The organism is Streptomyces sp. NPDC004126, assembly GCF_050275515.1.
Classification (GTDB): domain Bacteria; phylum Actinomycetota; class Actinomycetes; order Streptomycetales; family Streptomycetaceae; genus Streptomyces.
On record NZ_JBNNPF010000100.1, the window covers coordinates 1 to 12,903 of the forward strand.

The following is a 12,903-nucleotide window of genomic DNA, read 5'->3' on the forward strand; positions in this document are numbered from 1 at the left end:
TCGAACTTCGACTTCGTCACGGCGTCGTTCACGTTGATCGCCGGGAAGAGCAGGGTGCCCTCGGCCATCATCTCGTAGAGGCGGTGGACGCCGGTAGTGGTCTCCTCGGTCACACCCCGGATCCCGGAGGCGAGCTCCGTCCAGTTCAGGGAGGTGCGGCCCAGGAGTTCGAGGACGAGGGCCATCTCCTCGTTGTCGGCGGTCGACGGGTCGGGAACGGCCCCGGCCTTCTCGGACTCGACGCCCTTGTGGACGAGGAGGGTGGCGTCACCGCCGTCGTCCAGGATCATGTTCGGGCCGGCGTGCCCGGGCCAGGTCAGGGCCTGCTCCGTACACCACCAGTACTCCTCCAGCGTCTCGCCCTTCCAGGCGAACACCGGGATCCCGGCGGCCGCGACGGCGGCGGCGGCGTGGTCCTGCGTCGAGTAGATGTTGCAGGACACCCAGCGGACCTCCGCGCCGAGGGCGACGAGGGTCTCGATCAGCACGGCGGTCTGGACCGTCATGTGCAGGGAGCCGGTGATGCGGGCTCCGGCCAGCGGCTGCGCCTCGGCGTACTCCTTGCGGATCGACATCAGACCCGGCATCTCGTGCTCGGCCAGGGTGATCTCCTTGCGGCCGAAGGCGGCGAGGGAGAGGTCCGCGACCTTGAAGTCCGTGAACCCGTCAGACATGGGAAGTGCTCCTTGAACTCGTCCGGCGCCGGAGGTCATCGGCGGCCTCCGGCGTTGAAGTAGCCGGCCTCGGGGTGGTGGATGACGATGGCGTCGGTGGACTGCTCGGGGTGGAGCTGGAACTCCTCCGAGAGGTGGACGCCGATCCGCTCCGGCCGGAGCAGGTCGGCGATCTTCGCCCGGTCGGCCAGCTCGGGGCAGGCCGGGTAGCCGAGGGAGTAGCGGCAGCCCTGGTACTCGGTACGGAACATGCCGTCCATGGCGGCCGGATCCGACCCGGCGATGCCCAGTTCGGCGCGGACCCGGGCGTGCCAGTACTCGGCGAGGGCCTCGGCGAGCTGGACGGAGAGGCCGTGCAGCTCCAGGTACTCCCGGTAGGAGTCGGACTCGAAGAGCCTGGCCGTGGCCTCGCCGATCCTCGAACCGACGGTGACCACCTGGAAGCCGACGACGTCGATCTCGCCCGAGTCGTCCGGGCGTACGAAGTCGGCGAGGCAGAGCCGGCGTCCGCGGCCCTGGCGGGGGAAGGTGAACCGGGTCCGCTCTCCCCCGTCCTCGTCCAGGACGATCAGGTCGTCGCCCTTGGAGACGCAGGGGAAGTAGCCGTAGACCACGGCCGCTTCCAGGAGCCGTTCGGTGTGCAGCCGGTCCAGCCATCCGCGCAGCCGGGGCCGCCCCTCCGTCTCGATGGAGCCCGCGTCCTTGAGGCCCCACTGGCCCTTGAAGAGCGCCTGCTCGTCGAGCCAGCCCGCGTACTCCTTGAGCCGGATGCCCTTGACGACCCGGGTGCCGAGGAACGGCGGCTCGGGCACCGGGTTGTCGACGGCGACGTCGGAGCGGCCGCCGGTCTCCTCCGGCCCGTGCACGTCGAGTACGGCTGCCCGGGGTGGCACGCGGCGCTGCTTGAGGGGAGGGAGTTCGGCGCCGGGGACGCCGCGCTTGACGGCGATGAGGGCGTCCATGAGGCGCAGGCCCTCGAAGGCGTCGCGGGCGTAGCGGACCTCGCCCTCGTAGATCTCGTGGAGGTCCTGCTCCACGTAGGCGCGGGTCAGGGCGGCGCCGCCGAGGATCACCGGGTAGTCCGCCGCCAGCTTGCGCTGGTTCAGCTCCTCCAGGTTCTCCCTCATGATCACCGTCGACTTGACCAGCAGCCCCGACATGCCGATCACATCGGCCTTGTGCTCCTGCGCGGCCTCCAGGATCGCCGAGACCGGCTGCTTGATGCCGATGTTCACGACGTTGTAGCCGTTGTTGGTCAGGATGATGTCGACGAGGTTCTTGCCGATGTCGTGGACATCCCCGCGGACGGTGGCCAGCACGATCGTGCCCTTGCCCTCGCCGTCGCTCTTGTCCATGTGCGGTTCGAGGAAGGCGACCGCCGTCTTCATCACCTCCGCGGACTGGAGGACGAAGGGGAGCTGCATCTGGCCGGAGCCGAACAGCTCGCCGACGACCTTCATGCCCTCCAGGAGGGTGTCGTTGACGATGTCCAGCGCCGGGCGAGTCTGCAGGGCCTCGCCGAGGTCCGCCTCCAGACCGTTCTTCTCCCCGTCGATGATCCGCCGCTGAAGACGCTCCTCCAGCGGCAGCTCCAGGAGCTCCTCGGCCTTGCCGGCCTTCATCGACTTCGTGTTCACGCCCTCGAACAGCGCCATCAGCTTCTGCAGCGGGTCGTAATCACCCTCACGCCGGTCATAGATCAGATCGAGAGCGGTGGTCACCTGCTCCTCGTCGAACCGCGCGATGGGAAGGATCTTCGACGCGTGGACGATGGCGGAGTCCAGGCCCGCCTTGACGCACTCGTCGAGGAAGACGGAGTTCAGCAGGATCCGGGCGGCCGGGTTCAGGCCGAAGGAGATGTTCGACAGGCCCAGGGTGGTCTGCACGTCGGGGTGGCGGCGCTTGAGCTCGCGGATCGACTCGATCGTCGCGATCCCGTCCTTGCGGGACTCCTCCTGCCCCGTGCAGATCGTGAACGTGAGGGTGTCGATGAGGATGTCCGACTCGCGGATGCCCCAGTTCGTGGTGAGGTCCTCGATGAGGCGTTCGGCGATGGCGACCTTGTGCTCGACCGTGCGGGCCTGGCCCTCCTCGTCGATGGTCAGCGCGATCAGCGCCGCGCCGTGCTCCTGCGCCAGACGGGTGACCTTCGCGAAACGCGACTCCGGCCCGTCACCGTCCTCGTAGTTGACGGAGTTGATGACCGCACGCCCGCCCAGCTTCTCCAGACCCGCCTGGATCACCGGGACCTCGGTCGAGTCCAGCACGATCGGCAGGGTGGAGGCGGTGGCGAAACGGCCGGCCAGCTCCTGCATGTCCGCGACACCGTCACGGCCCACGTAGTCCACGCACAGGTCCAGCATGTGCGCGCCCTCACGGATCTGGTCCCGGGCCATCTCCACGCAGTCGTCCCAGCGGGCGTCCAGCATCGCCTCACGGAACTTCTTCGACCCGTTCGCGTTCGTCCGCTCACCGATCGCCATGTACGAGGTGTCCTGCCTAAACGGCACCGTCTGGTACAGCGACGCCGCGCCCGGCTCCGGCTGCGGAGAGCGCTGGGTGATCGCCGTGCCCCGGACCCGCTCCACGACCTGCCGCAGGTGCTCCGGCGTCGTACCGCAGCAGCCGCCGACGAGGGAGAGCCCGTACTCGCGGACGAAGGTCTCCTGCGCGTCCGCCAGCTCCGGGGCCGACAGCGGGTAGTGCGCTCCCTGCTTCGTCAGTACCGGCAGGCCCGCGTTCGGCATGCAGGACAGCGGGATGCGGGCGTTGCGGGCCAGGTAGCGCAGGTGCTCGCTCATCTCCGCGGGACCCGTCGCACAGTTCAGACCGATCATGTCGATCCCGAGCGGCTCCAGAGCCGTCAGCGCCGCCCCGATCTCGGAACCCAGCAGCATGGTCCCCGTCGCCTCCACGGTGACCTGCACGATCAGCGGGAGGTCGCCCATTCCGCACCAGTCCAGTGCCCTTCGCGCGCCGATGACGGCGGCCTTGGTCTGGAGGAGGTCCTGGGTGGTCTCCACGAGCAGGGCGTCCGCGCCGCCCCGGATCAGGCCCTCGGCGCTCTGCTGGTAGGCCTCGCGCAGGGGGTCGTACCCCACGTGCCCGAGGGTGGGCAGCTTGGTGCCGGGGCCCAGGGAGCCCAGCACCCAGCGGGGCCGGCCGTCCCGGGCGGTGTGCGCGTCCGCCGATTCGCGGGCGATGCGGGCTCCGGCCTCGGAGAGCTCGTAGACCTTGTCCTCGATGCCGTACTCGGCGAGCGCGGACAGGTTGCTGCCGAAGGTGTTGGTCTCGACGCAGTCCACGCCGACGGCGAAGTACTCGTCGTGGACCGAGCGGACGATGTCGGGGCGGGTGAGGTTGAGGACCTCGTTGCAGCCCTCCAGCCCGAGGAAGTCGTCCAGGGCGGGGTCGGCGGCCTGGAGCATGGTGCCCATGGCGCCGTCCGCGACGACGACGCGTCTGGCGAGCTCCTCCCGCAGTGACCGTCTCATTCCAGGGCCCCCAGGTGTGTGGACAGTTCCGTCGCGGTGGCCGGGCCGTAGGCGGTGCGGAGCCGGGCGAGCAGCGGTTCGCGTTCCAGGCGGTACTCCTGGGTGCCGGTGTGGTCGAGTACGGTCGCGGCGACCGCGCAGCCCAGCCGGGCCGCGTACCGCTCGGGGACGCCCCAGGCGGTGCCGGCGAGGAAGGCGTCGCCGACGCCCGTCGGGTCGACGACCTCGGCGACCGCCACTGCGGGCACGGTGAGCGTGTCGCGGCCCGCCGTGCGGATCCGCACGCCGTCCTCGCCCCGCGTGGTGACCCAGGAGCCGACGCGCCGCAGGACCTGCTCCTCGGTGAGTCCGGACCGCTCGCACAGCAGGGCGGACTCGTACTCGTTGGTGAACAGCCGCTGCGCGCCGTCGACCAGTTCGCGCACCTCGTCGCGGCCGAGCCGGGCCAGCTGCTGGGAGGGGTCGGAGGCGAAGGGGATGCCGAGTTCGCGGCAGCCGCGGGTGTGGCGGAGCATGGCCTCGGGGTCGTCCGGGGAGACCAGGACCAGGTCCGGCCGGCCGTGGCGGGCGACGACCTCCCGCAGGTCGATCTCGCGGGCTTCGGCCATCGCGCCCGCGTAGAAGGTCGCGATCTGGTTCTGCTCCCGGTCCGTGGTGCAGACGAAGCGGGCGGTGTGGCGGGTGTCGCTGACGCGGACGGAGTCGGTGTCCACCCCGTGGTCCTTGAGCCACACCCGGTAGGGCTCGAAGTCCCCGCCCACCGCGCCGACCAGCGACGGGCGCAGGCCCAGTACGCCCAGTCCGAACGCGATGTTCGCCGCCACCCCGCCCCGTCGCACTTCCAGGTTGTCGGCGAGGAACGACAGGGAGACCCGGTCCAGCCGGTCCGCGAGCAGCTGGTCCGCGAACCGGCCGGGGAAGGTCATCAGGTGATCGGTCGCGATGGACCCGGTGACAGCGATGCGCATGTCAGACCCCGGCGGCCTTGCGCAGGGCGTGCACGCGGTCGGTGCGCTCCCAGGTGAAGTCCGGCAGCTCGCGGCCGAAGTGGCCGTAGGCGGCGGTCTGGGCGTAGATCGGCCGGAGCAGGTCGAGGTCGCGGACGATCGCGGCGGGGCGGAGGTCGAAGACCTCGGAGACGGCTTCCTGGATCCGCTCGTCGGGCAGGGTGCCGGTGCCGAAGGTCTCGACGAAGAGGCCGACGGGCTCGGCCTTGCCGATGGCGTAGGCGACCTGGACCTCGCAGCGCGCGGCCAGGCCGGCGGCGACGACGTTCTTGGCGACCCAGCGCATGGCGTAGGCGGCCGAGCGGTCCACCTTCGACGGGTCCTTGCCGGAGAAGGCGCCGCCGCCGTGGCGGGCCATGCCGCCGTACGTGTCGATGATGATCTTGCGGCCGGTGAGGCCGGCGTCGCCCATCGGGCCGCCGATCTCGAAGCGGCCGGTCGGGTTGACCAGCAGTCGGTAGCCCTCGGTGTCCAGCTTGATGCCGTCCTCGGCGAGCTGGGCGAGGACGTGCTCGACGACGAACTCCCGGACGTCCGGGGTGAGGAGGGAGTCGAGGTCGATGTCGGCGGCGTGCTGGGTGGAGACCACCACCGTGTCGAGGCGGACGGCCTTGGCGCCGTCGTACTCGATGGTGACCTGGGTCTTGCCGTCGGGGCGCAGGTAGGGGATCTTCCCGTTCTTGCGGACCTCGGTCAGGCGGCGCGAGAGGCGGTGCGCGATGTGGATCGGCAGCGGCATCAGCTCGGGCGTCTCGTCCGTGGCGTAGCCGAACATCAGGCCCTGGTCGCCGGCGCCCTGGCGGTCGAGTTCGTCGCCCTCGCCCTCGACGCGCTGCTCGTAGGCGGTGTCGACGCCCTGGGCGATGTCCGGGGACTGGGCGCCGATGGACACCGACACGCCGCAGGAGGCGCCGTCGAAGCCCTTCTTGGAGGAGTCGTAGCCGATGTCGAGGATGGCTCCGCGGACGAGTTCGGCGATCGGCGCGTACGCGGTCGTCGTGACCTCTCCGGCGATGTGGACCTGGCCGGTGGTGATGAGGGTCTCGACGGCGACGCGGGAGGCCGGGTCCTCGCGCAGGAGGGCGTCGAGGACCGTGTCGCTGATCCGGTCGGCGATCTTGTCGGGATGGCCTTCGGTGACGGATTCGGAGGTGAAGAGCCGCTTGCTCATGCCTGGACCGCCTTGGCGGTGAAGAAGTGGGTGCGGATGGCGTCGAGGGTGCGGATCTCGTCGACCTCCAGGGTCTCCAGCTGGATGGCGCGGCCGCTGTGCTGCTCCAGCAGGAAGACGAACTCGACGAAGGACAGGGAGTCGATCAGCCGGGTCTCGATGAGGTCGAGGTCGCCGGCGATGTCGTCGAGTTCCTCGTGGCGGGCGAGGAGCCAGTTCTTCACGAGCTGCAGACCGTCGGACATGGTGTCTCTCCTTGAAGTGCTGTGTACGGGTGGGGTGGGGGGCGCGGGTGCGGGTTCCGGGGCGGGGCCCGGCCGCGGGAGGGGTTCCGGGACGGCGTGCGGGTCCAGTACGGGGGCGGCGACCGCCACCGCGTAGTCCACGTCGTGGCTGATGGTCACGGTGATCCCGGCGATGCCGGACCGCTCGGCCATCTCGGCGGCGGACCGGTGGAGTTCGACGAGGGGCCAGCCGCCCTCGGAGCGCCGCACGATGATGTCCCGCCAGGGAAGGAACACGGCGCGGACGCGGAGGGTCTTGAACGCCGCCTCCTTGGCGGCGATCCGCCCGCACAGGCTCAGTACGTCGAGCTTGGCGGAGGTGCGGCAGTCGGCGAGTTCACCGGGGGTGAGCATGCGCTGGAAGAAGTCCTCGCCGTAGAGGCGCAGGAGCCGGCGGACACGGGTGACGGACACGATGTCCATGCCGAGGTTCGCCCAGCCCAGGCCGCCCGCCGGCGGGGCGGCGACGGGTCGGGTCGGCACCTCAGATCGCCGGCCCGGCCGCGTTCGCGCGCAGGACCGCCGCGGTCGCGGCACCCCAGCTGCCGTGGCGTCGGGTGAGCGCGGACAGCCAGCGCTCCAGTCCGAAGGCGACGCAGCTGGTGAAGGCGGGGCCGCCGCCGGAGGCGAGGGGGATCTCGCACCGGTCGCCGAAGAAGTTGCGGTGGGTGTTGACCGAGGCGATCGCGAGGTCCTCGTACAGGAACTCGTGCTTGACCGGGGTCAGGCGCTGGAGGACGGCCTTGGAGCTGCCCTTGTCGAAGAAGGGGTCGCAGGCGGCCTCGCGGCTGAGCGGCAGGTCCAGGGCCTCGGCGAAGGCGTTGATCCGCCGGGTGAAGGTCGCCAGGTGCTGTTCGGCGTGCTCGCGGGTGCCGATGGCGACGATCTCCCGCATGCGGAAGCCGAGCTGGCGGCGCAGTCCCTCGTAGTGCGCCTCCTTGCGGAAGCACCAGCCGACGACGGTGACGAGCTCGTCGTCGGCGGCCGGGCGGCCCTGGTGGTCGATGTAGACGGCGTAACAGGACGCGGACGGCAGGCCGAGGGCGGCCGGTTCCAGCGCGTCGCAGGGGAAGCAGCCGGTGTCGGCGCAGAACTCGCTGGTGTCCCGGACGTCCAGGTTCAGCGGGGCCGCCACGACGGCCTGGTGGGGGAAGTTGTCGTAGTAGTCGAGCCGGGCCAGGTCGGCGGCCGGCAGGAGCGGGGGCATGGTCATCGAGCGGGCGCCGGCCTGGACGCCCCAGCTCTCGAAGGTGTCGTCGAGCAGCCGCAGCAGGGCGGTGCCCTCGGGGCCGAGCGACGGCAGGCCCGTGGTGCCCGGGGCGGCGGCTGTGGCGGTGGCGGCGGTGGTCATGGTGGTCATGGGGAGTCACCTCTCGGACGGCGGTGGGCCTCTCAGACGACGGGCAGGACGTCGTCCGTGAAGATCCCGGTCTTCAGGAAGAATCCGAGCGGCTTGCGGATGGTCTTGCGCTCGAAGGGCCGGCGGCGCTCGTCGGCGACCAGTGCGTTGCGCAGGCCCACCGGGTCGGCGATGCCGGCGTCGCGGTAGACGTGCGGGTTGTAGAGGGAGTTGAGGCTGTAGACGACGTACCGCTTGAGGTAGGCCTCGACCTCGGCGACGCGGGCGGCGGGGACGGCCTGGCGCATCCGGTCGAAGAGCAGGGAGACCAGTTCGCGGCCGAAGGCGATGTGCCGGGACTCGTCCTGGTGGTGGATGCGGTTGACCTCGCGGATGGTGTGGCAGAGGTCCTCGTCCCGTGCCATCCGCGTGTTGTAGTGGTCGACGAGCTCCTCGAAGAACAGGATGCGGGCGAAGACCAGGAAGTTCTCCACCTCCGGTTCCCATGCGGAGTCGGCGCGCAGGGCGGTGGAGCCGTAGATCTTGTCGCCGTAGCGGCGGCAGAACTCGGCGAAGAACCACATGTGCTCGTTCTCCTCACCGATGAAGTGGTGGAAGAAGTCCGAGGGCACCTCGAAGCCGGGCATGTGGATGCGTCCGACGACCTCGATGAGCAGTTCGCGGATGCCGTGCACGTTGAGGCTGTAGAAGTTGATGCTCTCCCACTTGGAGAGGCGCTGGAGGGTCTCCTCGCCGAGCTCCTCGTAGAAGGGGGTGCCGTAGACGGTGAGCAGTTCGGGGGTCATCCACATGCGGCCCTCGTCGAGCTTCTCGGGCCAGTCGAACTGCTGGTAGGGGTTGTAGTACTCCTCGATGGAGCGGTGGCTGAGCCGTTCCAGGACTTCAAGGAACCGGTCGGTGACCGGCAGGGGGGCGGTGACGCCCATGGTGACTCCTCGGGGTGTGTGTGGTGCGGGGCCGCCGGGGCGGCCCGTCGCTCGCGGCGCGGGCCCGGTGCGGCGGGCCCGGCGGCCTACGGCCGGACTTCGTAGACGGCGTTGACCGGGGTCTCGGTGGCGCGGCGCCAGCGGGTGAAGCCGGCCTCTTCGGCGATGCCGCGGAAGGCCTTCTCGCCGGAGTGGTTGCCGAGCGCGTGGGGGCCGCGCTGGGCGACGGCGACGGGCAGGCACATGACGGCGGAGAGGGCCATGAACATGCGGGCGGCCGGGGTCTGGGTGTCGATGTCGTCGGGCGAGACGTTCGACTCGACGAGCATCCAGGTGCCGTCGGCGTCCAGGGACTTGTGCACGTGCCGGGCGGCGGAGACCGGGTCGCCCATGTCGTGCAGGGCGTTGAAGAAGGTGACCAGGTCGTAGCCGGTGCCGGGGTAGTCGTCGGCGGAGGCGACCTCGAAGACGACGCGGTCGCAGAGGCCGGCCTCGTCGGCGAGCCGGCGGGCGATGGCGATGGCCTCTTCGGAGTAGTCGAAGCCGTGGACGGTCGCCTGCGGGAAGGCCTTCGCGATCAGCAGGGTGGTGTGGCCGACCCCGCAGCCGACGTCGGCGACGGTGCCGCCGGCGGCGAGTTTGCCGGTGACGCCGGTGAGGGCGGGCAGCCATTCGGGGACGAGGCGGTGCTCGTAGGTGGGCTGGAAGAAGCTGCCCATGCCGGTGTCGAGGGCCGGGTCGTGCTCGGCCCAGCCGACGCCTTCGCCGGTGCGGTACGCGTCGACGAGGAGGTCCTCGGTGCCGTAGAGGGCCTTGAGGGCGGTGAAGAACCCGGCGGCGAAGGTGACGGCGGTGGGGTCGGCCAGCACGGGGGCGTGGTCGGCGGGCAGCGTGTACGTGCCGGCGCTCGGGTGGCGCTCGACGTATCCGGCGCTCAGCTGGGCGTGCAGCCACTCCTCGGCGTAGCGGGTGTCGATCCCGGTGCGTTCGGCGAGCTGGGCGGGGGTCAGCGGTCCGGCCTCGGCCAGCGCCCGGTACAGGCCGAGCCGCTCGCCGAGGGCGACGGTCAGGCCGCGTACGGCGGCGCCGGCGTCGCTGATGACGCGCTGGTGGAAGTCGTGGACGGCGGTCATGCTGCCTTCACCTCGGCGGTCGGGAGGTCACAGGTGAACAGGAAGGAGCGCGGGACGCGGGGGATGCTGCGGGCGGGCACCGGGTAGGGCCAGCGGCCGAAGTCGGCGCCGTCCTCGCCGGGCTGGCGGACCTCGCGCACGTCCCAGCCGCATTCGGCGAGGAGGTCCTCGGGGGTCTCCGTGCCGAAGAGCCACGGGTTGCCGTCCTCTTCGAGGCAGTTGAGGAAGGGCCGGGAGAGCGGGTTCTGCAGGGCGGCCTTGCTGATGACGTCGCCGAGCAGGACGGATCCGGGCGCGGAGTGGCCGGCGAGGGTGGAGATGAGGCCGCGCACGGCGTCCTCGGGGAGGAAGAAGAGGAGGCCCTCGACGACCCAGAGCACGGGCTGGTCGGCGCGCCAGCCGGCTGCCTCCAGGGGACCCGTCCAGTCCTGGGTGAGGTCGACGGGGACGGTGACGCGGGTGCGTCCGGCGGGGGCGGGCTCGCCGGCGAGCATCTCGGCCTTGGCCTCCAGGAGCGCGGGCCGGTCGAGTTCGTAGACGGTGACGCCGTCGGGCCACGGGAGCCGGTAGAAGCGGGTGTCCATGCCGGCGGCGAGGAACACGACCTGGCGGATGCCGTGTTCCCGGACGGTCCGGACGATCTGCCGGTCCAGGTAGGTGGTGCGGATGGCGAGGAACGGCACGGTGCCGGCGCCGGCGTAGCGCTCCAGCAGGTCGAAGCCGATGGTGTCGGCGACGGTGCGCGCGTACGGGTCGGCGAACAGCCGGTCCTCGCGCTCGGTTTCCAGGGCCCGCGCGGCGGCGGTCCACTGGGCGGTGCGGGATACGGCCTCCACGGGAGGCTCCCTTCACTCGTGGGGCGGGGGGATGGTCAGGCCAGGGAGCGGACGCGGACGACGGGGTCCTCGGCGGCGGCGGGGTGCGGGGCGTCGCACTCGGCGGGCCGGCGCTCGAAGATGCTGTGCAGGATCATGCTGAACACGACGTTCCCGTCGGCGTCGGCCAGCGTGCACTTGGGCTGGACGACGCCGGTGCGCGGGTTGAACGGCGAGGGGCGCGAACCCAGGATCTCGACGCGCGCCGTGAGCACGTCCCCGGGGCGGACGGGCCGCAGGTAGCGGATCTCGTCGACGCCGGGGGAGCCGGTACAGGCGCTGTAGGCGAGGAGCCCGTCGACGTAGCGGCGCATGAACATCGAGGCGCTGTGCCAGCCGCTGGCGATCAGGCCGCCGAACGGGGTCCGGGCGGCGAGCGCCGGATCGGTGTGGAAGGGCTGCGGGTCGAAGCGCCTGCCGAACTCCAGCACCTCCTCCGTCGTGACGGTGACGGTGCCCAGTTCGTGGACGTCGCCGGTCCGGAAGTCCTCGAAGTAGCGCATCACGCAACCCCCTTGACGGAGAGAAGTGGTTTCTCTGGCGTGAACCAATCTACGAATCAGCTGATTATTTTGTCAACCCAAAAGAAGACCGCACCGCCCGTTCTATCGCAGTGCCTGTTCCACGTCCTCCCAGAGGTCCTCCGGGTCCTCGATCCCCACCGACATCCGGACCAGGCCCGGGCCGATGCCGGCGCGCGCCAACGCCCCCTCGTCCAGCTCCCGGTGGGAGGTGCTGGCGGGGTGCGTGACCAGCGTCTCCACCCCGCCCAGCGACAGCGCGAGCCGCGCGAGGCGCACCCCTTCGACGAAGGCGCGGCCCGCGTCGCGGCCGCCGCGCAGGTCGAAGGAGAGCAGCCCGCCGCCGCCGGAGAGCACCTTGCGGGCCATCGCGTACGAGGGGTGCGTTCCCAGCCACGGCCAGTGGACGGCGGCCACGGCGGGGTGGGCGGCGAGCCGCTGCGCGAGCAGGCCGGCGTTGGCGCAGTGCTCGCGCATCCGCAGCGGCAGCGTGGCGATCCCGCGCAGCGTCAGCCAGACGGCGAACGGGTCGGCGCTGGACCCGAGTTCGACGGTGCGCGGCCACACCTCCCGGCGCAGGGCGTCGTCCGCGAAGACGGCCGCGCCGCCGAGGACGTCGGAGTGCCCGGCGAGGTACTTGGTGGTGGAGTGCAGCACGATGTCGGCGCCGTGCTCGATCGGGCGGCACAGGACGGGCGAGGCCAGGGAGTTGTCCACGGCGCTGACCACCCCGAGGCGCCGGGCCGCCGCCAGCAGGCCGGGCAGGTCGGGGACCTGGCCGGTGGGGTTGGCGATGGTCTCCAGGACCAGCAGCCGGGTGCGGGGCCCGGCGAGCGCCTCGAACTCCCGGACGTCGTCGCCGCCGATGTGGTCGACCCGTACGCCGTAGCGCTCCTTCAGGTCGCCGAGCGCCGCGTACGTCCCCCCGTACAGGCAGCGCTGCGCGATCACCTGGTCGCCGGGGCGCAGCAGGGCGAGCAGGACCCCGCTGATGGCGCCCATCCCGGAGGCGAAGGCGATGGCCGAGGCCCCGCCCTCCAGTCCGGCGAGGGTGCGTTCCAGGGCGCGCACGGTGGGGTTGCCGCGGCGGCTGTAGACGTAGTCGCCGTCGGGGCCGGCCATGGCCCGGGCCAGTGCGTCGGCGGAGTCGAAGGCGAAGGCGGAGGACTGGACGAGCGGTACGGACAGCGGTCGGCTCGCGGGGACTTCGAGCTCGTGTGCCACGTGCACCGCGCGGGTGCGGATGTCCTTCATCGAGGGGTCTGCCTTTCGTTCGGGGGGCGGGGTGCGGGCGCCGGGTGCGGGTGCCGGGTGCCGGGTACAGGTGCCGGGTACAGGTGCCGGGTGCGGACGCCGGGTGCGGGCGCGGAAAAAGGGGTCGCCCGACGTCCGGGGCGGACGTCCCGGCCCGAACAGGGTCGACAGCCACGGCCGCGGCCGGCCCGTCTGCAGCGCCAC

General features: G+C 71.3%; 11 protein-coding genes. All 11 read right to left on the minus strand.

Going from position 1 to position 12,903, the window contains the following annotated elements:
- Positions 1–674, minus strand: a 674-nt coding sequence (locus ACQKM2_RS39910) for an adenosylhomocysteinase (protein WP_427718909.1), incomplete at its 3' end; no start/stop codon positions are given.
- A gap of 35 nt (positions 675–709) precedes the next feature.
- The gene (gene metH / locus ACQKM2_RS39915; protein ID WP_427718911.1) at positions 710–4,168 is read right to left on the minus strand and encodes a methionine synthase; all 3,459 of its coding nucleotides are present in this window, start codon (positions 4,166–4,168) and stop codon (positions 710–712) included.
- Positions 4,165–5,136, minus strand: coding sequence for a carbohydrate kinase family protein (locus ACQKM2_RS39920; RefSeq protein ID WP_427718913.1), 972 nt, complete (start codon positions 5,134–5,136; stop codon positions 4,165–4,167). The genes metH and ACQKM2_RS39920 overlap by 4 nt, the downstream gene beginning before the upstream one ends.
- 1 nt (position 5,137) lies before the next feature.
- The gene (gene metK / locus ACQKM2_RS39925) at positions 5,138–6,346 is read right to left on the minus strand and encodes a methionine adenosyltransferase (protein WP_427718915.1); all 1,209 of its coding nucleotides are present in this window, start codon (positions 6,344–6,346) and stop codon (positions 5,138–5,140) included.
- Positions 6,343–7,113 (minus strand): holo-ACP synthase, encoded by a 771-nt coding sequence (gene acpS / locus ACQKM2_RS39930; RefSeq protein ID WP_427718917.1) that lies wholly within the window; start codon positions 7,111–7,113, stop codon positions 6,343–6,345. The genes metK and acpS overlap by 4 nt, the downstream gene beginning before the upstream one ends.
- Before the next feature lies 1 nt (position 7,114).
- Complete coding sequence (locus ACQKM2_RS39935; protein WP_427718919.1) at positions 7,115–7,990, minus strand: hypothetical protein; 876 nt, start codon at positions 7,988–7,990, stop codon at positions 7,115–7,117.
- Positions 7,991–8,022: 32 nt separating this feature from the next.
- Entirely contained in the window at positions 8,023–8,916 is an 894-nt protein-coding gene (locus ACQKM2_RS39940) for a diiron oxygenase (protein ID WP_427718921.1), read from the minus strand.
- An 86-nt stretch (positions 8,917–9,002) separates the two neighbouring features.
- Positions 9,003–10,049 (minus strand): class I SAM-dependent methyltransferase, encoded by a 1,047-nt coding sequence (locus ACQKM2_RS39945; RefSeq protein ID WP_427718923.1) that lies wholly within the window; start codon positions 10,047–10,049, stop codon positions 9,003–9,005.
- The gene (locus ACQKM2_RS39950; protein ID WP_427718925.1) at positions 10,046–10,885 is read right to left on the minus strand and encodes a class I SAM-dependent methyltransferase; all 840 of its coding nucleotides are present in this window, start codon (positions 10,883–10,885) and stop codon (positions 10,046–10,048) included. The genes ACQKM2_RS39945 and ACQKM2_RS39950 overlap by 4 nt, the downstream gene beginning before the upstream one ends.
- A gap of 35 nt (positions 10,886–10,920) precedes the next feature.
- Positions 10,921–11,427, minus strand: coding sequence for a MaoC/PaaZ C-terminal domain-containing protein (locus tag ACQKM2_RS39955; RefSeq protein WP_427718928.1), 507 nt, complete (start codon positions 11,425–11,427; stop codon positions 10,921–10,923).
- A 102-nt stretch (positions 11,428–11,529) separates the two neighbouring features.
- Positions 11,530–12,699 carry a trans-sulfuration enzyme family protein gene (locus ACQKM2_RS39960; protein WP_427718931.1) on the minus strand — a complete coding sequence of 390 codons (1,170 nt, stop codon included), beginning with the start codon at positions 12,697–12,699 and terminating at the stop codon, positions 11,530–11,532.
- Between the last annotated feature and the right edge of the window lie 204 nt (positions 12,700–12,903).